This window comes from Thermus kawarayensis JCM 12314 (assembly GCF_055393575.1).
Genome location: NZ_AP043757.1, coordinates 213,137 through 235,845 on the forward strand (window position 1 = coordinate 213,137; position 22,709 = coordinate 235,845).

Here is a 22,709-nt window from a genome sequence, read left to right on the forward strand (position 1 = left end):
TACCGGGGAGGGAAGGCCTGGTTCGTACCCATCTTGGGTCAGCCGCCTTGGCGGCTACGTTCCCCACAGGACGCGGACGGTGGTGGCCTTCGGCCTGGGCCCGTCCCCTTCGGCGGAGCTGGCTCTGGAGGCGTGGGAGGAGGCCAAGGCCTTTCTCCGGGCCCAGGTGGGGAGGCTCCCCAGGGCCCTGGTGCACCACGACCGTCAGCCGAAGGCTACGTTCCGGGGGGTCCTTTCCTGAGCCACGACTGGGTGGGGACGCTGCTGCTGAAGGACGGGCAGAGGCTTTCCTACAGCCTGATGGGGGCCAAGGGCGTCACGCGAAGCGTACATTTTCTCCTGTGGTGGAGAGCTTTTTTGCCCGGTTCAAGGGGGAGGGGGGAGACCAGTTTTTGGAGGCCAGAAGCCTTGGGGAGCTAAAGGAGGTGGTGAAGGAGCGCCTACGCTACTACCACGAGAGCCGGTTGCACTCGGGGCTCGGTTATCGGACGCCAAAGGAGGTGATGGAGGAGGCGCTAGGGCAAAGCACGCAGGACATCACACGGGAGGCAGGGTGAAAGTGTCTAAGTTTAGGGGGCTGATACTGTCTTGAACGTCAAGCCACCCCCTGGGCCCACCGACCGGCGTAGTACTCCCTGAGCCTCCCCATCATCCGCCTGAGGAGCTTGTGGGCCACAGCCACCAAGGCCTGCTTCTTCCTCTTTCCCCGCGAGAGCAGGCGGTGGTAGAAGGCCCGCATCTCCGGGTCGTGCCGCACCGCCACCAGGGCCCCCATGTAAAGCTTCCGCCGCAAGAGAGGAGGCCCTTTCCTGGAGAGCCGGCTCCTCTCCACGCTCTTCCCCGACTCCTCCCGCTCGGGAATGAGCCCCGCGTAGGAGGCCGCCGCCTTCGCCCGGCCCCAGAGCTCCGGGGGCAGGAGGGCCAGCACCGCCGCCGCCACCTGGGGCCCCACCCCGGGCAGGCCCATCAGCACCTCCGCCTCAGGGAGGGTGGCCAGGAGGGCCTGGACCCTGGCCTCCACCTCCCCAAGGAGCCCCCTCACGCAGGCCAGCTCCCTCTGGAGGAGGGCGAGGACCCCCTCACTCCCCGCCCACTCCACCGCCTCCATCTGGTTCAGGATGGCCCGCTCCCGCCCGGCTAAGTCCTCCCGGTAGCCCACCAGGGCCCTGAGCTCCCGGAGGGCTTCTGGGGGGAGGGTGTAGGCCCGGAGCTCGGCGTGGTAGACCTGGGCGTAGCGGGCGAGGAGGAGGGCGTCGTGGCCGTCCGTCTTGTTGCGTTCTCCCTTAGCCTTGCGGAAGGCGGCCAGGTGATAGGGGTTGACCAGGGCCACCTGGAAGCCCTTCTCCACCAGGAGCTTGAGGAGGGGGAAGTGGTAGGCGCCCGTGGGCTCCAGGGCCACCCAGGCGGGGCGGTGGTGGGCGAGGGCGGCGAGGAGGGCTTGGCGGCCTTCAGGGGTGTTGGGGAAGCGGAGGCGGGTGGGCTTGGCGGTGCCGGAGGCCAGGGCCAGGTCCAGGTGGGGCTTGCTGACGTCAATGCCTGCGCAGAGCATGGTCTTTCTCCTTTGGGTAGACTGAGGGAGGTGGCCACCCGACCCTGTGGGCCTTCCATGTGGATGCGGTCTTTCACGACCGGGATACTGTGCGGCGGGGAGGCCGGGGCGGGTGGCTACCGATCAAAACTGCGGGCGTGGGGGCCCGAGTGTAAGGGCGGTAGGGCCTCCCTCAGGAGGCAAGATACATGGATCAGGCAGCGAGCCTCGAGGCGGTACGCCTGGGCCTCGCCATCTACTTCCTCCCCTTCTTCTTCCTCTTTGAACCCTCCCTGGCCTTGCAGGGGGATCCCCCTTCCGTGGTCTACCACGTGCTTCTCGCTACCTTAGGCCTTTTCCTCCTGGTGGGGGGATTAGAGGGCTACTTCTGGGGCTTGGGGCCCTTGCCCCTCTGGGCCCGCATCACCTACGGCGTGGGAGGGATCCTGCTGGCCGTACCGGAGTCGGTTTCCAGTTTCCTAGCCGTGCCCGTACTGCTCCTGGCCACCTCAGGAGTCCTATACGGTCGGAAGAGGGCCGCACATGAAAGCCGGAGGTAAAGGGTGAACGCCCGGGAAAGCGCCCACAGGTGGCTTCGGGAAAGGGAGATCCCCTTGGTGTTCGGCAACCCCGGCTCCACGGAGATCCCCCTGCTTTTGGGGTTAGAAGAGGTTTCCGGCTACCAGGGGCTGGAGGTGGAGAGCGAGTACGGGGGTGTGCGGCAGCGCTGGCTGTTGGTGGAGAGCCAGGAGCGGGCCAGGATGGAGGAAGCGAGCCTCCAGCAGCGGATAGCGCGGGGCGAAGGGGAGGCGCAGGTCAGCGAAGCTACCTTGAAGGTCCTGGGCCAGCTGACGGCTCGGACCTTTGCCTGTGAGGCGGACGCCCGGCGGGCCCTGGAGGGGGTGAGCCGGGGGCTTCCCTACCACCGCCTGGTGTACCTGGGGGTGCGGGAGGAGAGGCGGCGGGGGAGGGTGGGGCGTCCCAGGAAGGGGGAGGCCCCGGTGGCGGTGGGCTACCGTCTCCTGGCCCGGGTGGAGGTGGACGAGGGGAAGGTGAAGCAGGCGAGGCGGGGGCTGGGGCGGTTCCTCCTGGCCACCAACGTGCTGGACCGGGAGGGGCTTCCCCCTCAGGAGGTGCTGAGGCGGTACAAGGACCAGACCCGGACGGTGGAGCGGGGGTTCCGGTTTCTGAAGGACCCCCTATTCTTTGCGGAGAGCACCTTCTTGAAGCGGCCCGAGCGGGTGATGGCCCTGGCCCTTCTGGTGTACGCCCTGGGGGAGTGGGCGCTGAGGCGGAGGCTGGAGGGGACGGGGTCCAGCCTGCCGGACCAGAAGGGGAGACCCACAGCCAAGCCCACCTTGCGCTGGGTGTTTCAACTGTTCAATGTGGGTTCGCCTGGTGGAGCTGGGGGGCAGGTGGCTAGTCCTCAACCTGGCTCCCCATCACGAGACCGCGGTGCGCCTCCTGGGGGCCGGGCGATATTACCTGCTGGAGTGAAGGGGTGCGGAATGTGGGTAAAGGCCTAGGGACACGTACTTTACCTCCAGGTACTCCAGTAGGCCCCACTTCCCCCCTTCCCGCCCTAGGCCCGAGCGCTTTACGCCCCCAAAGGGCGCCTGCGGGGTAGAAGGCACCCCATCGTTCACCCCCACGATCCCGTACTCCAAGGCCTCCGCCACCCGGAAGGCCCGGGAGAGGTCCCGGGTGAAGACGTAGGCGGCAAGCCCCACCGGAAAGCCGTTGGCCCACCGCACCGCCTCCTCCTCCTCCCGGAACAGGGTGAGGGGCGCCACCGGGCCGAAGGTCTCCTCCCGGAAGAGGAGGCTATCCGGCTTCACGTCCAGAAGCACCGTGGGGGCGAAGAAGAGCCCCCTGGCCTCCCCTCCCGCCACGAGCCTCGCCCCCTTGGAGAGGGCGTCCTCCACGTGGGCCTGGACCTTCCGGAGGGCGGCCTCGTTCACCAGGGGGCCGATGTCCGTCTCCTCCAAGAGGGGATCCCCCACCCTGAGGGCGGCCACCCGTTTGGCGTAGGCCTCGGCGAAGGCCTCGGCGATGGGCGCCTCCACGAAGATCCGGTTCGCCGCCACGCAGGACTCCCCGGCGTTCCGGAACTTGGCCCGCAACGTCTCCTCCACCGCCCTCTCCAAATCGGCGTCGGCGAAGACCAAGACGGGCGCCCCACCCCCGAGCTCCAGGGAGACCCGCTTCAGGGTCCTCGCCGCCTGCTGGTAAAGCCTGACCCCCACCTCGGTGCTTCCCGTGAAGGTGAGCTTGCGGACCCTTTCGTCCTCCAGGAAGGGGCGGGAAACCTCCTCGGGCCTCGAGGTGGGAAGGACCTGCAAAACCCCAGGAGGCCCCCCCGCCTCCTGGAAAAGCCGCGCCAGGTAGAGGGCGGTGAGGGGGCTCTCCTCCGCGGGCTTCAGCACAAAGGTGCACCCCGCCGCCAGGGCCGGGGCCGCTTTCCGGGTCACCATGGCCGCCGGGAAGTTCCAGGGGGTGATGCCGTAGGCCGGCCCCACCGGCTCGTAGCGCACCAGGATCCGCTTGTGGGGGAACTGGGAGGGCACCGTCTCCCCGTAGACCCGTTTGGCCTCCTCGGCGTACCACTCCACGAACCCCGCGGCGTAAGCCACCTCGGCCCTTCCCTCCTTGAGGGGCTTCCCCATCTCCAGGGCCATGAGCCGGGCCAGAGCCTCCTGGTGCTCCAGGATGCGCTCGTACCAGCGCCTGAGGACCTGGGCCCGCTCGTAGGCCGTGGCGCGGCTCCAGGCGGGGAAGGCCAAAACCGCCTCCTCCAAAGCCTCCCGCGCCTCCTCCTCCCCGCAGTCCGCCACCTCCGCCACCACCTCCCCCGTGGCCGGGGAGACCACGGGGAACCTCCGCTCCAAGCGCCGCCACGCCCCGCCAATGAGGGCCTCCGTGGGCACCGCCATCCCCAGCACCTCTGCCATAATCATCTCCTACTTCTTCTTCCAGGTTACCCCCGCGCGGTCCAGGCCTCCCCTTAGGGGATCACTATCTGGCGCACCACCTCTCCCTGGGCCAAGCGGTCAAATCCCTCGTTGATGGCACTGAGAGGAAGAGTTCCAGTCAGTAAACTCTCTGCTGGCAACTTTCCAGCCATATGAAGCGCCAGGAATCGGGGTAGGTCTCGCCGTGGGTTAGAGGAACCCATGTAGCTTCCCCTTAAAGTCCGCTCCTCGGCAGTAAGACTGACAGCTGGCAGAGAGAGGGTCCGCTCCGGGTGGGGAAGCCCTACTGTCACGGTCATTCCTCCTCGGCGGGTAGCCCTGTAAGCTAAGAGCATGGCCTCGGGGGAACCTGCTGTTTCGAAAGCGTAGTCCGCCCCGCCCCCCGTGATCTCCCTCACCGCTTCTACCACATCTCCCTCTCCCACAACTAAACCGTGACTCGCTCCCAGACTCTTGGCCATCTCCACCTTGTGGGGAAGGAGGTCCACCGCTACGATGGGATGGGCTCCGGCTAGCACCGCTCCCATCACCGTTGCTAGCCCCACACCCCCGAGACCGAAGATTGCCACGCTTGCACCCTCTTCCACTTTTGCGGTGTTCACCACGGCCCCTACTCCGGTGGCGATGGCGCATCCGAAAAGGGCAGCCTTTTCCAGAGGGATGTCCTTAGGGATGGGTATTAGGGACTCCTGGGCCGCCACCGTGAACTGGCTAAAGGCCGCGACTCCGAGGTGATGATTCAAGGGTTTTCCCTTTAGGGAAAATCTGCGTCCTCCCGTGAGGAGTCTACCCTCTCGGTTAGCTTGTACTCCCCGTTCGCATAGGTGAGGCCTACCTGCCGCGCAATAACGGCAGTTACCGCACATGGGCACGAAAGAGAAAACCACGTGGTCTCCTTCTGCTAAATTCCTTACCCCCGGACCCACAACCCGCACAATACCCGCTGCCTCGTGGCCTAGGACAATGGGCAGGGGCCAAGGCCGGGTGCCGTCTATGGCAGAGAGATCGGAGTGGCAAAGCCCAGCGGCTTTTACTTCCACCAAGACTTCGCCAGGGCCTGGTTCTTCCAGGTCAACCTCCAAAATCTCGAGAGGTTTGGAATCACGGTAAGGCCTGGGCTTCCCCATCTCAAAAAGCACCGCCGCTTGGGTCTTCATGGGTTCTCACCTCCTTTATCTCCCCACGCTCTATCTGATAGAACCGGTCGGCCAGTTTCCGAAGGAGCCGGGGGTTGGACTCTGTGACCAAGAAGGCCACGCCCTGCTTCTCCCTACGCACGCGGGTCAGGGTTTCCGCGTACCGCTGGGCCAGGGCCGGGGCCAGACCCTGGAAAGGTTCGTCCAAAAGAACAACCCGAGTTCCCACCATCAGGGCCCGACCCAAGGCCACCATCTTCCCCTCCCCCCCAGAAAGGGCTGCCGCCGAACGGCTCCTCAACCGCTGTAGTTCCGGTAAAAGAGCGTAGACCTCTTCAAGCCGCCTCCGCACCTCTCCTGCAAGTAGCCGCAAGGCCCAGGCGGGTAGAAGAAGGTTGTCCTCCACGGTTAAATGCCCAATAAGACGCCGGTCCTCAGGGGCGTACCCAAGGCCCAAAGCGGCTCGGCGATAAGCTGGTAGGGGGTTCAGAGGTGTACCGTCCAGGAAGATATGCCCTCCCTTAAGGGGTACTAAACCCATAATGCTCCTCAAGGTGGTTGTTTTGCCTGCTCCGTTCCGGCCTACTAAGGCTACTGCCTCCCCGGGGTTTAGGGCCAGGTTTACCCCCCTTAGGACCTCAAAGCCTTCCAACACCACCCGGACCCCTTCCAGCCGGAGGATCATTCCTCTACCCCCACCACGCTGGCCAGGACCTGGGGGTCCTGCAGAACCTCCTCGGGCTTCCCTTCTGCCATGATCCGCCCCTCGGCCCAGACTGCCACCCGATCCGCGTAACGCCGCACCACCTCCATGTCGTGCTCCACAAAAACCGCAGTCACTTCCTGGGCCTTCAACGCCCGGACCAAGGTATCCATTACCGAAAGTTTCTCCTCGGCGGACACGCCACTTGTGGGTTCGTCCAAGAGGAGTAGCCTGGGCTTGAGGGCCAAGGCCATAGCCACATCCAGGAGTTTCCGCACCCCCTCCGGTGCCTCAGCCACCGGGGTTGACGCCAAGCCCTCCAGACCCAGGAGGGCCAGAAACCCCTTGGCCTCGTGGCGACGCCTTTCTTCCCGTAAGGTGGTCCAGCGCCAAAACCCTTCCCGAGCAGCCAAAGCGAGCAGGAGATTTTCCTCCACCGTGTGTTCAGTAAAGAGTTGAGAGATTTGGAAGGCCCGGGCCACACCCAAACGGGTGATGACCCGGGGGGGCAGGCCCGTGATCTCCCGCCCTTCCAGCAAGACCCGTCCCCTTTCCGGCTTGAGGTAGCCGGTGCAGAGGTTGAGGAAGGTGGTCTTCCCAGCTCCGTTGGGACCGATGATGGCCAAAACCTCTCCGGGATAGACCTGAAGGCTAATCCCCGCAGCCGCCACCACGCCGCCAAAGCGGATGTGCAGATCCTGGGCTTCAAGAAGTGGGCGCACGTCGCCTCCTTTCTCCCAGGAGGGCCCAGAGTCCTCCGGGGAGGAAGAAGATGACCAGAAGCATAGTCGCTCCCAGGATGAGTTGCCAGGAGTAGGCTAGGTACTTGAAGGCGAAGGTGCGGATTAGTTCGTAGGCTAAGGCCCCGAGAAAGGGCCCGAGAGCCCCTCCGGTACCTCCAAGGAGGGCAATGTAGACAAACTCACCGGAGGCCACCCAGTAGGCCAGTTCCGGCACCACGTGGCCCACAGCAATGCCCGCTAAGGCCCCTCCCAAACCCGCCAGGCCTGCCGAAAGAACGTAGGCCAAGAGGACTACCCTCTGAACGGGGATCCCTAGGTACTCCAGGCGTACCTCATTGGCTCGAATCGCCGCGAGGGCCTCCCCCATGGGGGTTCTCAGGAAGAAGCTCACTCCTGCCCCTAGAAGGAGGACAAGGCCAAGGGAAAGGTAGAAGAGGGCCTCCCCAAAAAGGGTTCGGTCCAGGGTGAGTCCGAAAAGGGTAGGGGTGGGCACTCGTAGGCCGTCCGTGCCCCCTGTCAGATAGTAGAACTTGGCCAAAAGAGCGTAGAACACCATGGAGAAGGCCAGGTTCAGCATGGCGAAGAAGATCCCTCGATAACGGCTTACGAAGAGGCCCACTAGGAAACCCAGGGCTAAGGTAACCAGTAAGGCCACGGTGAGTAGGAAAAAGGTGTCTAGAAAGGCGCTTCGCAAGGCAAACGCCACCGCATAAGCCCCAGCCCCATAGAAGAGGCCATGCCCAAAGGAGACGAGGCCGGCCCGAAGAAGCAGGGCGATCCCTAAGGCGGCCAGCCCCTTGGCCAGAGCCAGGGTGAACACGAAGCTCAGCCAGGGGAAAAAGAGGGGGAGGGTGGCCACAAGGAGGGCAAGGACAAGGGAAAAGAAGAGGCTCCGCCTCATATCCGCCGCACCTCCACCGACCCAAGGATTCCCACAGGCCGGAACAGGAGCACCAAGACCATGACCAGATAAGGCACCACCACATCCAGCTCGGGAAGGAGGTACACGGCCAACGAACGTCCCAAACCGATGAGCAGGGCCCCAATGGCTGCTCCCTCGATCTGCCCCAGTCCCCCCACGGCCACCACTGCGAAGGAAAGGACGATCGCCTCCGCCCCAAGCCCTGGGGCAATGGTGACCGTGGGCGAGGCCAGGGCTCCCCCGAGGGCTGCTAGCCCTGTGCCCAGGCTGAAAGCTATAAGGTAGATCCGCCTGGCGTCCACGCCAAGGGCTTGGGCCATCTCCCGGTCTGCCACCACGGCCATCAAGATCTTCCCAAGAGGAGTGCCCCGCAGAAGGACCCGGAGGCTAAGGAGCACCAGCGTAGCCACCAGGATGAGGAGAAGCTGGTACCAGGCGTAAGGCACGCCCCCAAGTTCCACGGTCCCCAGAAGTTGAAAGGGCATGTCCAGAAAGTAGGGTTGAACGCCGAAGAGAAGCTTCTGGACATCCTCCAAAATGAGGAAGAGGGAAAAGGTGATCAACAGCTGAAGCGCCTCCGGGCGGTCGTAGGCCCAGCGCAGGATAAACCGCTCGACCACAGGACCAAAGCACCCTCCCACCAAAATCGCCGCAAGGAGAAGGGCCGGGTAGCTAAACCAGGGGTTTCCCAGAGCTTGCGCCGCCGCCAGCCCCAGGACTACCCCCAAGTACGCTCCCAAGGCATAGAAGCTCCCATGGGCGATGTTCAGGATCCTGAGAACGCCAAACACCAGGGTAAGGCCCACGGCCACCAGGAAGAGGAGGCTGCCGTAGACCAAGCCGTCCAGAAGGGCTAGCGCGAGGAGGCTGCTCATCGGGGATCGGGAACCCGGCGGAGGAGCTCAGGCCGCAAGGTCTTCACCCAGTCCAGGGATTTGACCCCCACGGGCGGGTTCACCAGCTCCGCCGGGAAAAGGATCACTCGCTCCAAGATCGCAAAGGGATACTGGGAAGTCTGGACCGTTGTACCGTAGAGAGCATCCTCCACTGCTTGGTGATCCTCACGAATGCGAATGGTGCCCGTGAACGTTGGGACCTCGAGCCCCACCAGGGCCCGGACAAGTTCTTCCTTGGTAGGCCAACGTCCCCCAGTGGTCCTGAGGGCCCTCTCGTAGCCAGCCCGCAACGTCAGGAGAGCCTGGGTCATGTGGTAAGCGGGATAGACCGGGTAGCGGTTGAAGCGTTGACGATACTCCTCCACAAAAGCCCTGTGCTCAGGGTTGTCCTTGGCCTTGGGGTGTAAGAACCAATGGTCTCCCCGGGCTCCGATGGCAACTCCGTTGGGCAAGGTGCGTCCCAATTCTTGGAGCATGTGCTCCCCCGCGGTGAGGACCACCCGGCTCCTGCTGAAGAGGCCCCGCCCGAGTCCCTGGCGAACGAAGCTCACCAAATCGCCTCCCCAGAAGCTGGAGTGAATGACGTCGGGCCGCAAAGCGAGCAGGCGGGAGATCTCTGTGGAGTAGTCACCAGCGTAGAGCCTAGGCCATAGTTCGGCCACTACCTTCACGTCCGGCTTAAGGGCTAGGATAGTGGATTTGAAGAGTTCCCAGGAGTCCCGGCCCCAGGCGTAATCCTGGTTAATCCCTGCTATGGTACGGATGTTGGGGTTAGTCTTGAGAACATAGAGGGCCGCTGCTACGCTGTCCAGGGTAGCGTGGGCTGCCGTCCGGAAGACGTAGGTGTAACGCCGCTCCTCAAAGATCTGGGGAGTACCGCAGTCAAAGAGGATAAGGGGTACCTTGAGCTCTTCGGCCACCGGGGCTACCGCCAGGCAGTCTGCGCTGGAGATGTATCCGATGACCACATCCACCCTTTCATCTAGGACCAGCCGTCGCAGCTCTGCCACTTGCTTTTCCGGACCACCTGCTTCATCCACCACTATTGGGCGGAGGCGAGCACCTGCAATCCCACCCTCCCGATTCCAACTCTCGATGAGCAGGTCAGCAGCGTTCTTTGCAGGGACGCCAAAGACCGATGCGGGGCCGGACAAGAAGGTAACAATGCCCACTTTAACTTCTGAAGGCTTCTGAGCCATCGCCACAAGGCCGAACAAACCCAACCACAACGCCCACAACCTTTTCATTGGTCCACCTCCCCTTTACTTTCCCTGGCGCAAAAGGCCTTTGAGAACCTTCCCTCCCGCATTTCTTGGTAGGCTTTTGCGGAATTCGATCTCTTCCGGGACCTTGTAGTGGGCCAGTCTTTCACCTATAAACCGCTGCAGCTCTTCAGGACTTAGATCTACCCCGGGCCTCGGAACTACCACCGCCTTTACCCTCTCTCCAAAGACTGGATCTGGGATTCCTACAACGGCCGCCTCCAAGACACCGGGGTGCTGGTAGAGAACGTTTTCTACCTCCTGGCTGTAGATTTTTTCTCCCCCGCGGTTGATCACCTCCTTTAGACGGTCTACTACGAAAAGGAACCCCTCTTCGTCCAAGTAACCCAGATCTCCTGAACGCCAGTAACCCTCTTCTGTAAAGGAGCGAGCGGTTTCCTCGGGTCGGTTGTAGTAGCCAGGCGTCACCATGGGGCCTCCAATAAGTATCTCTCCCACCCCATCCAGGCCTGGTTCGGCTATGCGGATTTCCCCCTTAGGAACCGGTTTCCCCACAGAAAGCGGTTTTCTCTCCGTTTGAGAAGCTGGCATAAGCGTGGCTGGGCTTGCTGTTTCGGTGGCTCCGTAGGCGTTGCGCAGATCTAAGCCGGGGAGGGTTTCTCGGAGACCTTGGAGGACTGCCAAGGGCATAGGAGCCCCCCCATAGGCGGCAAGCCGCCAGGAGGATAGGGATCGCCCCGCGAGTCCATGAGCGAGGAGAAAAGCATAAATGGTAGGCACGGCAAAGGTGAAAGTGATACCCTCCCTTTCCAGAGCATCTAGGAAGGTTTCTGTCTGATATTTAGGCAGGAGTACGCTGGTACCGCCAACAAGTAACATGTGGAGAAACTGACCAATAAGGCCCGTTACGTGGAAGAGAGGGACAGCCACAAGGGTGCGATCCTCGGGAACCGTACCGAAAACTTCTCGGTAATGGAGGAGGCTATGGATTACGTTGAAGTGGGTAAGGATTACACCTTTGGGGCGCCCAGTGGTACCAGAAGTATAAATCAGAAAAGCCGGGTCATCCTCGGAAAATCCTTCCTCCACTCGGGGGGCGTTTTCACCCTCCACTTCTTCAGCCTTTACCACAGTGTAACTAGAAAGAACGGAGCTTAAGTGGAGAGCCTCTTCTCCAGCTACAACCAGCTTGGGGAGGCTATCTGCAAGGATGACGCTCACCTCTTCTGGGTGGAGGCGAAGGTTCACGGGCAAGACGACAGCCCCTGCTCGGAGAGTTGCTAGGGACCACAGGGGGAAGAAAACGGTGTTACCCAGGGCTAGTGCAACCCGATCACCAGGTTGTATCCCTCTCTTTTGGAGCCAAGCGGCTAGCCTTTCTACCTTGTCTGCTAGCTCGGCGTAAGTAAGTCGGGCACCCCCTATTTGGACTAAAGAGTCCTTATCGCTAAAACTTTTTGTGCTCTCAACAAGGATACTTTCAAGGCGCCTAGGGCGTTGAGGATACACCCGCACCTCTCTTTTGTAGTGGATTTCCGTTATAGCCTCCATACTTGGTCTCCCCTCCCAAGCGGGAGACTTCCTTTACCCCGTTTTTCTAAACCTGCGCCCTTTTGGCAGAAGAGGCTTTTCTGACCAAACCCCACTATCTGCTTCCGGAGGAGCTCCAACTGCAGCGCCTCCAAACGGCTTCGAGGAAGGGTCTCTACCTCGGGTTGCCAATACCGGGACACAGGGGCCTCCGCTGAGAGGTTTGCCCATACTATACGCGAAGCGCCCGGGACATGTCAAGTATGAACATGCGTGTACATCTTGGACAGCGCGTGGTACATTGGGGTTGTGGAGTCCTCCCTCCCCTCCCTCTACTCCCTGAGCGACCTGGCCCGGGCAGCGGGGATCAGCCGCAGAATCCTCCAACACTACGCCCAGCTCGGGCTCCTGGAACCCGGAGCCCTAACCCAGGGAGGGCGGAAGCTCTACACGGAGTTCGCCCTCTTTCTAGTCCAGGATATTCAGGACTTGAACCAGCTCGGCTTTTCCCTGGAGGAGATCCGCAAGATCATGCTCCTCAAAAAGGCCATCTTCCGCCCCGACGGCACGTACCGGGAAGACTGGAAGCGGGAGGACATCCCCCTCTCGGACGAGGAGCTCCTGGCCATGTGGAGGAAAACGGGGGAGGTGCTGGCCAGCATGGAGCGACAGGAACGCATGATCCGGCGCTTCTATCGCTTCTTGACCAAGCACTTCGCCCCGGAGGAGGTGCAGGATGGACTTCGGCCTGGACCGGGAGACGGAGGCGCTTAGGGAAAGGGTGTGGGCCTTCCTGGAGGAGGCGGTCATCCCCCGGGAAGTGGAGGTGGCCCGGGACCTGACCCGCCTGGAGGCGGTGACCCAGGAGCTCCAGCGGGAGGCCCGGGCCCGGGGGCTTTTCCTACCCCATCTGCCCAAGGAGCTGGGGGGGCTTGGGCTTTCCTGGACCCAGCTCGCCGTGGTCCTGGAGGAGGCGGGGCGGAGCCTCCTCGGGCCCAGGGCGCTGAACGCCGCTGCCCCGGACGAGGGCAACATGCACCTCCTCCACAAGGTAGCCAGCCCCGAGCAGAAGCGGCGCTACCTGGAACCCCTGGCCGCCGGGGAAGTCCGGAGCGGCTTCGCCATGACCGAACCCATGGGGGCCGGGGCCGATCCTACCCTCCTGAAGACCACCGCCAGGCGGAAGGGGAAGGGCTTCGTCCTGGAGGGGCGGAAGTGGTTCACCACGGGGGCCGAGGGCGCGGCCTTCTTCCTTGTCCTGGCCCGGGCGGAGGAAGGACCCACCATCTTCCTGGTGGACCGGGAAAACCCCGGCCTCAAGCTGGTGCGCACCATCCCCACCATGGACCACTGGACCGTGGGCGGGCACGGGGAGCTGGTCCTCGAGGGGTGCGAGGTGGGGGAGGAGGCGGTCTTGGGCGAGGTGGGGAGGGGCTTCGAGTACGCCGAGCTCCGCCTGGACCCGGCCCGGCTCACCCACTGTATGCGCTGGCTGGGGGTGGGGGTTCGGGCCACCGAGCTCGCCCAGGAGTATGCCCTCCGGAGGGACTCCTTCGGACGGAAGCTTGCCGAGCACCAAGGGGTCCAGTTCATGATCGCCGACAGCCACATGGAGCTTCACGCTGCCCGGCTCATGGTCTGGCACGCCGCCTGGAAGCTGGACCAGGGAGAGAGGGTCCGCCACGAGGCCTCCATGGCCAAGGTTTTTGTGGCCGAGGCAGTGGGCCGGGCGGTGGACCGTGCGGTGCAGATCACCGGGGGCCTGGGGGTCAGCGAGGACATCCCCCTCTCCATCTTCTACCGGGAGGTTCGGCCCTTCCGCATCTACGATGGGCCCAGCGAGGTTCACCGAGCAAGCATCGGCAAGCGGGCCCTATTCAAGGGGCTTAGGCCATGAGGGAAGCCCTGGAAGCCGCCTTACGGGAAGTCCTGGGACCGGGGGAGGTCCTGGAGCTCAAGCGCCTCCCCGGAGGAGCCTCCAAGGAAGCCTGGGCGGTGGATTACCGGACCCGGGAGGGTACCTATCCCCTCTTCCTCCGCCGGGCAGGAGGTGGGGTGATCTATCAGGGCACCCTCCCCCTGGCCCACGAGTTCCGCCTCCTCCAGGTGGCCCAGGCCCACGGGGTCAAGGTGCCCGAGCCCCTTCACTACTTCCCCGACCTCGAGGGCCGGGAGGCCTTCCTCATGCGCCGCCTCTTTGGGGAGGCCATTGGGGCCCGGGTGGTCCGTCGCCCGGAGCTGGCGCGGGCCCGGGCAGCCCTGCCCGAGGCCATGGCCGAAGAGCTCGCCAAGATCCACGCCATCCCCCCTGCAGAACTCCCCTTCCTAAAGCCCCCACCCCTCCCTCCCTGGCGGGCCGCCCTGGAAGAGGCCTACCGGGACCTGGACGCCCTTCAGGAACCTCACCCCGCCCTGGAGTGGGGCCTGCGCTGGCTCTTGGACCACCCGCCCAGGGAGCTTCCTCCCCTGGTGGTTCACGGGGACTTCCGCATCGGGAACCTCCTGGTGGACGGGGAGGGACTGGTGGCGGTCTTAGACTGGGAGTTCGCCCACCTGGGCGACCCCCGGGAGGACCTGGCCTGGCCCCTGGTGCGGGCCTGGCGCTTCGGGGAGGACGGGAAGCGCCTTGGGGGAATCGGGGAGGTGGGGCCTTTCCTGGAGCGGTACAACGCCCTCACCGGACAGGGCATTGCGGAGGAGGAACTCTTCTGGTGGGAGGTTTTGGGCAACGTGCGCTGGGGGCTCGGAGCCCTGAAGCAGGCGCGTAGGCACCTTAGAGGGGAGGAAAGGAGCGTGGAACTCGCCGTGCTAGGAAGGCTGGCCTCCGAGATGGAGTACGAGGTCCTCTACCTGCTGGAGACCCATGGATAGGCCCAACCTGGACGAACTGCTGGAGGCCCTCGGGGAGTTCCTGGAAGAAGAAATCCTCCCCGGACTTACCGACCCCCGGCTCCGCTTCCGGACCCTGGTGGCCTTAAACGCCCTGGGCATTGCCCGGAGGGAGCTCCTTCTGGGAGGGGCCCTGGCGGAGGAAGACCGGAGGGAACTCGGGGCCCTTTTGGGCCTCGAGGCACCTTTGGAGGAGCTCTTGCGGGCTCTAGGGGAAAAGATCCGCGAGGGCAGGGCCCCGCCGGGGACCCTCTCCTTCCTCAAGGCTCACGTAGCCCGGAAGCTCCAGGTGGCCAGCCCCAAGTACCTGGAACGTTACCCATGAGGAGGCGGCTTCTCCTTTTGCGCCACGGGGAGGTGGAATATTTCCCTCAAGGGAGGCCCGTCCCCCCCGAAGGGGTAAGGCTCACGGAGCGGGGAAGGGTCCAGGCCCTGGCGGTGGGGGCTCTCCTCCGCAAGGTTCCCCTGGACCTCGCCGTCCACACCGACCTCCCTCGTACGGAGGAAACCCTGGCCCTGGTGCTGAGGGCCAGCGGCAGGGAGGTGCCTGTGGAAGCGTGGCCCGAGTTTCGGGAGATCCGCCCAGGCAGGCTCAAGGACCTACCAGATCCGGAGCGGGCCTTCCGGGAAGCCTTTTACCCCAGAAGCCTCGAGGAGCGTTTCCTCGGGGGGGAGTCCTACGGTGCCTTCCTGGAACGCATCCTTCCCGCTTACGAGCGCCTCCTCGCCCGAGAGTGGAACACCCTCCTCCTCGTGGCCCACGGCGGCGTCATCCGGGCGCTCCTCTCGTACGCCCTCACCGGCAACCGAGGCTTTCTGCCCCTGGAAATCCACCCTTGCGGCCTCTCCGTCTTGGACATCGGAGAGAAAAACCTCCTCAGGGTCCACAACCTCCTCGTCTACGACCCCCTCCCCGACACCCGCCTTACCAGCATGGAGGAGCTGTGGCAGGCTTACCGGAGCTAAGTGCCCACGCATAGACCTTGCGACACCCCCTGCCCCATCCGCTCCCGCAGCCTCTCAAGGGCCTCGGCCACCGCCCCCCTCAGCTCCCCCACGCTCCCGTAGTGCCTCCGGGGCGTCAAAAACCCCTTCACCCGCCGCCACACCCCCTCACCGGGTTCAGGTGCGGGCTGTACCGCGGCAGGTAGGCCACCACCTCCCCCGTCCCGCACCGCCTCCCCCTTCCTCGCCCAGGCGTAGGTGGGAGGCAGGGAGAGCCCAAACCCGCTCTCATCCAGAAAGAACACCCTCAGCCCCCCCTTTCCGCCTCCCCCAGGGCCGCCTTGAACCCCTCCACCTCCTCCTCCTTGGGCTTCCCCGTGGGCACATAGCGCGTCCGTTTCCACCGGTAGCCCATCTCCAGAAGCCTCCGCCGCACCGTCCCCGGGTGGAAGGTCACGAAGAAGCGCCTCTCCAGAGCCTCCAGAAGCCGGGGGGCCGTCCAGGCCTCCTCCCCCCGCAGAAGCTCCCGCAGGAAGGCGCTCATGGCCGGGGTCCACCGGGGCCTGGCCCCGGGGGGCTTACCGTCCTCAAGCCCCTCTATCCCTCTCTCCAGCCACCGCCTGAGGTCGCGGTGGAGGGTGGTGCGGTCCAGGCCCAGGTGGCGGGCGATCCGGGGGGCCGTCCACCCCTGGGCGGCCAGGCGTACCGTCTGGGCCCGGCGCCGGACCTTGTGGGGGACCACGGGGTTGGTCTCCAGCTCCCGGAGCTGGGCCTCCTGCTCGGGGGTCAGGTGGATGCGAAGGGGGGCAGGCATGTAGATAGTTTAATGCATGGACACTTAGTTACTAGGGGAGGTTAGCCCGTTTCAATCCTCTATGAGGCTAACGAGCTTTGCAACCGCCTGGGCGAAGGCCCGTTCCTCCTCCGTCCACCCGTTTCAATCCTCTACGAGGCTAACGAGTTTTGCAACCCTCCAAGACCCTCAGGTGCGGGCTACGGTGGAAGTGTTTCAATCCTCTACGAGGCTAACGAGTTTTGCAACGCCGGGGGGCTCGATCCCTTCACCGGGGCCCACGCGTTTCAATCCTCTACGAGGCTAGCGAGTTTTGCAACACTCCCGTTCCGGGCTCGCTGGGGCCGGTCGTGGGAGTTTCAATCCTCTACGAGGCTAACGAGTTTTGCAACGCTCCACCCGGTCGTGTAAGGATTTATGTGTAAGGGTCCGTGTTTAATAGGGGGGCACACCTTAGCACGAGGAGGTGCCCCGTGGACCAGGATACCTTGCGGATCTTGCTGAGGGAAGCGGTGCGGGAAACAGTGACCGAGGTTTTGCAGACGGTTCTGGAGCTGGACCGGACGGCCTTCCTGCAGGCGCACGGGGGCCGCAGGAACGGCTACTACCCCCGCAAGCTGGAGACCACCTTCGGCCAGGTGGACCTGAAGGTCCCTAGAGATCGGGAGTCTCGGTATTACCCGGCTTTCCTTAAGCCCTACGCCCGCCGCCTGGTGGACGTGGGAGAGGTGGCCGTGGCCTTGTACGCCGCCGGGGTCAGCCAGCGCAAGGCGGCCGAGATATTGAGCCTGCTCTTAGGCCACCGCTACTCCCACGAGACCCTAAGCGCTCTGACCGACCAAGTCCTGGAGGCGGCAGGAGCCTTCCGCACCCGGCTTTTGCCCGAGGAGATGGCCTTCGTCTACCTGGACGGGCTTTCCCTAAAGGTCTTCAGGGAAGGAGAAGGGATCGTGCGGGAAAGCGTGTATGTGGCCCTGGGCATCGCCCCTGATGGGGAGAGACGGGTCCTGGGGTTCTGGCTTTTGCCCACGGAGAGCGCCCTGGGATGGGAGGGGGTCCTGGGGGAGCTTTGGCAGCGGGGCCTGCGGCGGGTATTGCTCTTCATCACCGACGGGCTGCCCGGGCTTCCCGAGGCGATCCGCAGGGTCTACCCTCAGGCGGAGTGGCAGCGGTGCGTGGTGCACGGGGTGCGGTGGAGCCTGTCCCAGGTGCGGGCGCGGGACCGGGCCCTGCTGGCCGAGGACCTGAGGCGGGTGTACGGGGCGGAGAGCCGGGAAGAAGCTCTTGGGGCCTTGGAGGAGGTGAAGGCCGCCTGGGGTTCGCGGTACCCGGGGGTGGTGGGGCTGTGGGTGGGAGACTCCGGGGCCTTCCTACGCTTCTACGGGTACCCCAAGGTGCTTTGGCCGTACTTGCGGAGCACCAACCTGATGGAGCGGTTTATCCGGGAGGTACGGCGGGGGACGAAGGTGCGGGACCACAAGTTTCCTAAGGAAGAGGCGGTGTACAAGCTTCTTTACCTGGAGTCGGAGAGGCAGGCTGCTTCGCGAAGCGAACATCTTGCAGGGAAGTGGGCAGAACGGAAACTAAAGGGGTTCTCGGAGGTGAAGGAGGTGCTGGAGAAGATGCTTCAGGAGCGGTATGCCCCCCGTACACAGACTCTTACACAGAGTCCTTGACACGACCCTCCACCCAGAAGGGGGCGGTGATGGCGGGGCGCGTTTCAATCCTCTACGAGGCTAACGAGCTTTGCAACTCGTTGAGCTTCTCGGCTCAGTTGTCCCCGACATGATGGTTTCAATCCTCTACGAGGCTAACGAGCTTTGCAACGTGGGGTGTGTCGTAAAGTTCCCGCTGGACCCGCATGTTTCAATCCTCTACGAGGCTAACGAGCTTTGCAACCATGAACTCCGAGGGGGAATCTGCATCTGTTGTAGTGTTTCAATCCTCTACGAGGCTAACGAGCTTTGCAACCCGCCCGCTTGACCACCTCTTGGGCGTCCATACCTGTTTCAATCCTCTACGAGGCTAACGAGCTTTGCAACTCTTCGGCCAGGTGATCATGCTTGAAGGATACTGCACCCCGTTTCAATCCTCTACGAGGCTAACGAGCTTTGCAACTGAAAAGATCACTCCTAGTAGTCACAGGCATTTCACGTTTCAATCCTCTACGAGGCTAACGAGCTTTGCAACCTTGTAGCGGTCCAGGAGGGCCCGGTGTTCGTACTGTTTCAATCCTCTACGAGGCTAACGAGCTTTGCAACTAGCGGTGTGCCCCCCGGCCGTAGCGCCTAGGCTCGCGGTTTCAATCCTCTACGAGGCTAACGAGCTTTGCAACGGCTCCAGTAGGTGCTCCTGGCCCGCAGCGTCCCGGTTTCAATCCTCTACGAGGCTAACGAGCTTTGCAACACCCCGTGGAGGAGATCCGCCACCTGGCCCTCGCCTTTGTTTCAATCCTCTACGAGGCTAACGAGCTTTGCAACCCTGCACCTGGCGCAGGGTGGCGCTGGCCTGGTCCCTGTTTCAATCCTCTACGAGGCTAACGAGCTTTGCAACCCGGACAGGGCGGACACCTGGACCGTCTCTCCCCGTTTCAATCCTCTACGAGGCTAACGAGCTTTGCAACGCCGCTCCACGTGGACGAAGCCGGGAGCCACGAGCCCGTTTCAATCCTCTACGAGGCTAACGAGCTTTGCAACCCGTCCTCCTCGTACCCGTGGAGTTGGTAGAGCCGCCAGGTTTCAATCCTCTACGAGGCTAACGAGCTTTGCAACCCGTACATCTCCGACGCGGCCCCGTACGTTTACGCGGGGTTTCAATCCTCTACGAGGCTAACGAGCTTTGCAACGGCGATGACCGCCATGTGCCCGTTGCGCACACTCTGTTTCAATCCTCTACGAGGCTAACGAGCTTTGCAACGGGCGGCCTCCTCCAGGCGCTTCGCCGCCTCGTCGGCGTTTCAATCCTCTACGAGGCTAACGAGCTTTGCAACGCTGCGGGCCGCCCAGGGGCTCGCCGAAGCGTTCGCGGTTTCAATCCTCTACGAGGCTAACGAGCTTTGCAACATCCGGTCTACGACCGCTTGCGGCGGGCGTACCCCAAGTTTCAATCCTCTACGAGGCTAACGAGCTTTGCAACGGTGTAAACGCCCCGACTTCCAACGGGGCCATAGGCGTTTCAATCCTCTACGAGGCTAACGAGCTTTGCAACGCCGAGGCCAGGAAGCCCTTCAGGGCCTCCCGCCCGGTTTCAATCCTCTACGAGGCTAACGAGCTTTGCAACGGTGGCGATGCGTTCCAGAACACGCCCCCACTCCGGGGTTTCAATCCTCTACGAGGCTAACGAGCTTTGCAACCCTCCAGGCGGCCCACGAGAACGGCGGGAAGCTCAAGGTTTCAATCCTCTACGAGGCTAACGAGCTTTGCAACTCCACCGCCTCCTTCAGCTCGGCCACGATGCGCCAGTTTCAATCCTCTACGAGGCTAACGAGCTTTGCAACAGGATAGGGATGGCTATGCGAGCCGGCGCTTCTCGTTTCAATCCTCTACGAGGCTAACGAGCTTTGCAACTCCCCGAGGAGGTTATCACCCTTCCGCGGGGCCAGGTTTCAATCCTCTACGAGGCTAACGAGCTTTGCAACCGCCTGCCCGTATTGGACCCGGAGGGCCACGCCGCGGTTTCAATCCTCTACGAGGCTAACGAGCTTTGCAACTCCCCGTGGTGCCCGCCCGCCCCGAGCGGGATAAGCTGTTTCAATCCTCTACGAGGCTAACGAGCTTTGCAACAGGATGGCCGCCATAAAGGTGGCCCAGATACAGGAGTTTCAATCCTCTACGAGGCTAACGAGCTTTGCAACATACTTGGAGATGTACCGGAATAGGTACTCCCGGCTGTTTCAATCCTCTACGAGGCTAACGAGCTTTGCAACGCTCACCACTGTGGAGGTCATCTGGGGCGAGGACATGTTTCAATCCTCTACGAGGCTAACGAGCTTTGCAACCTCCCGGGCAAGGCGCTCCCAGGACATGCCGCTCTGGTTTCAATCCTCTACGAGGCTAACGAGCTTTGCAACTGACCACGCAGTACGCCGCCACCACCTCTGGCACGGCTGTTTCAATCCTCTACGAGGCTAACGAGCTTTGCAACAGGGCTGGCATTTCGGGGAGCCACGCTCCCCTCCGGGTTTCAATCCTCTACGAGGCTAACGAGCTTTGCAACCAGAGCATGCTACGCCCAGTGTGCTACCGGGAGTTAGTTTCAATCCTCTACGAGGCTAACGAGCTTTGCAACGCTCATCTGGGCCCGGCTGGTGTCCACGGCCCCGATATGTTTCAATCCTCTACGAGGCTAACGAGCTTTGCAACTCCTCCAGCTCGGTGAGCCGGGCCTCCAGGTCCCGGTTTCAATCCTCTACGAGGCTAACGAGCTTTGCAACGGCGGACCTCGCGGAGACTGGGGCCGCCAAACGCCTGTTTCAATCCTCTACGAGGCTAACGAGCTTTGCAACGGGTGCGGACGCGGGAGAGGGTAGCCTGCTGGGCGTTTCAATCCTCTACGAGGCTAACGAGCTTTGCAACCGCCATGGCCCTGCAGGTGGTGGGAAAGGGGAAGGTTTCAATCCTCTACGAGGCTAACGAGCTTTGCAACCCCCTGGGCCCGGTCCTGGAGGGAGATGAGGTAGCTGTTTCAATCCTCTACGAGGCTAACGAGCTTTGCAACCTGGTGCCCGGCACCCGTCTCCTCCTGGAGGTCTAGTTTCAATCCTCTACGAGGCTAACGAGCTTTGCAACATCCGAGAGGCCGCCCGCGTCCGTGGCGGACACGGAGTTTCAATCCTCTACGAGGCTAACGAGCTTTGCAACCTGGGCGATGACCGACCGGGAGGTGGAGCGGGTAATGTTTCAATCCTCTACGAGGCTAACGAGCTTTGCAACTGGGAAGAGCGCTGGGGGGCTAGCCTCCCAATGCGCGTTTCAATCCTCTACGAGGCTAACGAGCTTTGCAACCCTCATGGCCTGCTCGTGCGCTCTCCGCTCCTCCTCCGTTTCAATCCTCTACGAGGCTAACGAGCTTTGCAACACCATAGACACCTACCGCTCCGTCCTAGCCGACTTCGTTTCAATCCTCTACGAGGCTAACGAGCTTTGCAACCGTGCTCGCCACGGAGGAGAAGTGGCGGAAGGTGGGGTTTCAATCCTCTACGAGGCTAACGAGCTTTGCAACCGCGAGGGCTGGGGCCCATGGTGGGAGCTCCTGGAAGTTTCAATCCTCTACGAGGCTAACGAGCTTTGCAACGTGAGCGGTAGTAGATGGGCACGGGGTCCACTGCGAGTTTCAATCCTCTACGAGGCTAACGAGCTTTGCAACGGTTTGTTTCCCGTGAGCTTCGTGGCTTCTGTTCTCGTTTCAATCCTCTACGAGGCTAACGAGCTTTGCAACCCGCTCTCCGGGGCGGGGAGTGTACCCCTCGTAGTAGTTTCAATCCTCTACGAGGCTAACGAGCTTTGCAACCATACGACATCAACCCTAGAGCGGTGGAAACCTACAAGTTTCAATCCTCTACGAGGCTAACGAGCTTTGCAACCGCCAGTGGAAGGAGAACCGGCCCTTCGGGTCCCCCGTTTCAATCCTCTACGAGGCTAACGAGCTTTGCAACGCCTGGCACTTAGCTAGGAGCATACGCCGTTTTCTTGTTTCAATCCTCTACGAGGCTAACGAGCTTTGCAACGGGGGGCTCGCCCTGACCGCCGTCGCCATCCACAACGGTTTCAATCCTCTACGAGGCTAACGAGCTTTGCAACGGGAGCTTTCCCCCGAGGGCCTCCTCCGCCTTCTTCTCGTTTCAATCCTCTACGAGGCTAACGAGCTTTGCAACTTCAGGCGGTTGATCACGTGCCAGTAGTAGCGCTCCTCGGTTTCAATCCTCTACGAGGCTAACGAGCTTTGCAACCGGAGATCTGGGCCACCTTTTCCCCAGGAGGAGGTTTCAATCCTCTACGAGGCTAACGAGCTTTGCAACCGAGCGCCACTCCACCCCCACAGCAACCTCCACAGGTTTCAATCCTCTACGAGGCTAACGAGCTTTGCAACTTCTCCCCCCGGTCCCTCTCGGGCGCCTTCTCCACCTCGTTTCAATCCTCTACGAGGCTAACGAGCTTTGCAACTTTCTTGCCTCCGGTTGGGGTAGAACTTCGCCCTGGAGTTTCAATCCTCTACGAGGCTAACGAGCTTTGCAACCCACATGGCGGCCAACGGCCCGGCTAGCCAGGAGGTTTCAATCCTCTACGAGGCTAACGAGCTTTGCAACGGCCCCCTCCAGAAAGCGGCTCCAGGCGGGGGATCTTGGGGTCATTTTCGCACGCGGGAGGATTATGCGTCAAGCTGGGGGAGGAGCCGTGCGACTAAAGTGGGACTTTTCTTCTCCAGGACGAA

Annotated in this window: 18 protein-coding genes, 2 pseudogenes and 2 CRISPR repeat arrays; of the genes and pseudogenes, 10 read left to right on the top strand and 10 right to left on the bottom strand. The window is 62.6% G+C overall.

The window, feature by feature from the left end:
• Positions 1-79 precede the first annotated feature (79 nt).
• Together ACZ5RK_RS12320 and ACZ5RK_RS12325 are read left to right on the top strand one after the other, a co-directional pair.
• Positions 80-241: a hypothetical protein gene (locus ACZ5RK_RS12320; RefSeq protein ID WP_464910264.1), complete on the top strand. Its 162-nt coding sequence runs from the start codon at positions 80-82 to the stop codon at positions 239-241.
• Positions 242-344: 103 nt separating this feature from the next.
• The gene (locus ACZ5RK_RS12325) at positions 345-557 is read left to right on the top strand and encodes an integrase core domain-containing protein (protein WP_464910265.1); all 213 of its coding nucleotides are present in this window, start codon (positions 345-347) and stop codon (positions 555-557) included.
• A gap of 38 nt (positions 558-595) precedes the next feature.
• Here the strand turns inward: ACZ5RK_RS12325 and ACZ5RK_RS12330 are convergent, their stop codons facing one another.
• Positions 596-1,549, bottom strand: coding sequence for an IS110 family RNA-guided transposase (locus ACZ5RK_RS12330; protein WP_464910266.1), 954 nt, complete (start codon positions 1,547-1,549; stop codon positions 596-598).
• Between the two features lie 188 nt (positions 1,550-1,737).
• On the opposite strand from ACZ5RK_RS12330, the gene ACZ5RK_RS12335 reads away from it, so the two are divergent.
• Together ACZ5RK_RS12335 and ACZ5RK_RS12340 are read left to right on the top strand one after the other, a co-directional pair.
• Positions 1,738-2,088, top strand: coding sequence for a hypothetical protein (locus ACZ5RK_RS12335; RefSeq protein WP_464910267.1), 351 nt, complete (start codon positions 1,738-1,740; stop codon positions 2,086-2,088).
• 117 nt (positions 2,089-2,205) lie between these two features.
• Positions 2,206-3,025 (top strand): annotated as a pseudogene (locus ACZ5RK_RS12340) (IS1634 family transposase); the annotation flags it as partial.
• On the opposite strand, the gene ACZ5RK_RS12345 reads toward ACZ5RK_RS12340, so the two are convergent.
• The 8 genes from ACZ5RK_RS12345 to ACZ5RK_RS12380 are packed head-to-tail and all read right to left on the bottom strand — an operon-like array spanning position 3,010 to position 11,674.
• Positions 3,010-4,479, bottom strand: a complete 1,470-nt coding sequence (locus ACZ5RK_RS12345; RefSeq protein WP_464910268.1) for an NAD-dependent succinate-semialdehyde dehydrogenase — start codon at positions 4,477-4,479, stop codon at positions 3,010-3,012. The pseudogene ACZ5RK_RS12340 and the gene ACZ5RK_RS12345 sit on opposite strands and share 16 nt — an antisense overlap.
• A 53-nt stretch (positions 4,480-4,532) precedes the next feature.
• Complete coding sequence (locus tag ACZ5RK_RS12350; RefSeq protein ID WP_464910269.1) at positions 4,533-5,657, bottom strand: zinc-dependent alcohol dehydrogenase family protein; 1,125 nt, start codon at positions 5,655-5,657, stop codon at positions 4,533-4,535.
• Positions 5,629-6,318 carry an ABC transporter ATP-binding protein gene (locus ACZ5RK_RS12355; protein ID WP_464910320.1) on the bottom strand — a complete coding sequence of 230 codons (690 nt, stop codon included), beginning with the start codon at positions 6,316-6,318 and terminating at the stop codon, positions 5,629-5,631. The genes ACZ5RK_RS12350 and ACZ5RK_RS12355 overlap by 29 nt, the downstream gene beginning before the upstream one ends.
• Entirely contained in the window at positions 6,318-7,061 is a 744-nt protein-coding gene (locus ACZ5RK_RS12360) for an ABC transporter ATP-binding protein (RefSeq protein WP_464910270.1), read from the bottom strand. Before ACZ5RK_RS12360 ends, ACZ5RK_RS12355 begins: the two co-directional genes overlap by 1 nt.
• Positions 7,045-7,983 carry a branched-chain amino acid ABC transporter permease gene (locus tag ACZ5RK_RS12365; protein ID WP_464910271.1) on the bottom strand — a complete coding sequence of 313 codons (939 nt, stop codon included), beginning with the start codon at positions 7,981-7,983 and terminating at the stop codon, positions 7,045-7,047. The genes ACZ5RK_RS12360 and ACZ5RK_RS12365 overlap by 17 nt, the downstream gene beginning before the upstream one ends.
• Positions 7,980-8,879: a branched-chain amino acid ABC transporter permease gene (locus ACZ5RK_RS12370; RefSeq protein WP_464910272.1), complete on the bottom strand. Its 900-nt coding sequence runs from the start codon at positions 8,877-8,879 to the stop codon at positions 7,980-7,982. Before ACZ5RK_RS12370 ends, ACZ5RK_RS12365 begins: the two co-directional genes overlap by 4 nt.
• The gene (locus tag ACZ5RK_RS12375; RefSeq protein ID WP_464910273.1) at positions 8,876-10,147 is read right to left on the bottom strand and encodes an ABC transporter substrate-binding protein; all 1,272 of its coding nucleotides are present in this window, start codon (positions 10,145-10,147) and stop codon (positions 8,876-8,878) included. Before ACZ5RK_RS12375 ends, ACZ5RK_RS12370 begins: the two co-directional genes overlap by 4 nt.
• A 15-nt stretch (positions 10,148-10,162) precedes the next feature.
• Positions 10,163-11,674, bottom strand: coding sequence for a class I adenylate-forming enzyme family protein (locus ACZ5RK_RS12380; protein ID WP_464910274.1), 1,512 nt, complete (start codon positions 11,672-11,674; stop codon positions 10,163-10,165).
• Positions 11,675-11,962: 288 nt separating this feature from the next.
• On the opposite strand from ACZ5RK_RS12380, the gene ACZ5RK_RS12385 reads away from it, so the two are divergent.
• The 5 genes from ACZ5RK_RS12385 to ACZ5RK_RS12405 are packed head-to-tail and all read left to right on the top strand — an operon-like array spanning position 11,963 to position 15,508.
• Entirely contained in the window at positions 11,963-12,427 is a 465-nt protein-coding gene (locus tag ACZ5RK_RS12385; protein WP_464910275.1) for a MerR family transcriptional regulator, read from the top strand.
• Positions 12,390-13,550 carry an acyl-CoA dehydrogenase family protein gene (locus ACZ5RK_RS12390; protein ID WP_464910276.1) on the top strand — a complete coding sequence of 387 codons (1,161 nt, stop codon included), beginning with the start codon at positions 12,390-12,392 and terminating at the stop codon, positions 13,548-13,550. The genes ACZ5RK_RS12385 and ACZ5RK_RS12390 overlap by 38 nt, the downstream gene beginning before the upstream one ends.
• The gene (locus tag ACZ5RK_RS12395; protein WP_464910277.1) at positions 13,547-14,524 is read left to right on the top strand and encodes a phosphotransferase family protein; all 978 of its coding nucleotides are present in this window, start codon (positions 13,547-13,549) and stop codon (positions 14,522-14,524) included. The genes ACZ5RK_RS12390 and ACZ5RK_RS12395 overlap by 4 nt, the downstream gene beginning before the upstream one ends.
• Complete coding sequence (locus ACZ5RK_RS12400) at positions 14,517-14,867, top strand: DUF6285 domain-containing protein (protein WP_054647836.1); 351 nt, start codon at positions 14,517-14,519, stop codon at positions 14,865-14,867. Before ACZ5RK_RS12395 ends, ACZ5RK_RS12400 begins: the two co-directional genes overlap by 8 nt.
• Positions 14,864-15,508, top strand: coding sequence for a histidine phosphatase family protein (locus tag ACZ5RK_RS12405; RefSeq protein WP_464910278.1), 645 nt, complete (start codon positions 14,864-14,866; stop codon positions 15,506-15,508). The genes ACZ5RK_RS12400 and ACZ5RK_RS12405 overlap by 4 nt, the downstream gene beginning before the upstream one ends.
• Here the strand turns inward: ACZ5RK_RS12405 and ACZ5RK_RS12410 are convergent.
• A pseudogene (locus ACZ5RK_RS12410) lies at positions 15,505-16,301 on the bottom strand (IS630 family transposase). The gene ACZ5RK_RS12405 and the pseudogene ACZ5RK_RS12410 overlap by 4 nt on opposite strands.
• 48 nt (positions 16,302-16,349) lie before the next feature.
• Positions 16,350-16,672: direct repeats of the CRISPR family, unit length 36 nt; unit sequence GTTTCAATCCTCTACGAGGCTAACGAGTTTTGCAAC.
• 39 nt (positions 16,673-16,711) lie between these two features.
• On the opposite strand from ACZ5RK_RS12410, the gene ACZ5RK_RS12415 reads away from it, so the two are divergent.
• Positions 16,712-17,956, top strand: a complete 1,245-nt coding sequence (locus ACZ5RK_RS12415; RefSeq protein WP_464910263.1) for an IS256 family transposase — start codon at positions 16,712-16,714, stop codon at positions 17,954-17,956.
• Between the two features lie 41 nt (positions 17,957-17,997).
• A CRISPR array of direct repeats spans positions 17,998-22,584; the repeat unit is 36 nt; unit sequence GTTTCAATCCTCTACGAGGCTAACGAGCTTTGCAAC.
• Positions 22,585-22,709: the final 125 nt, after the last annotated feature.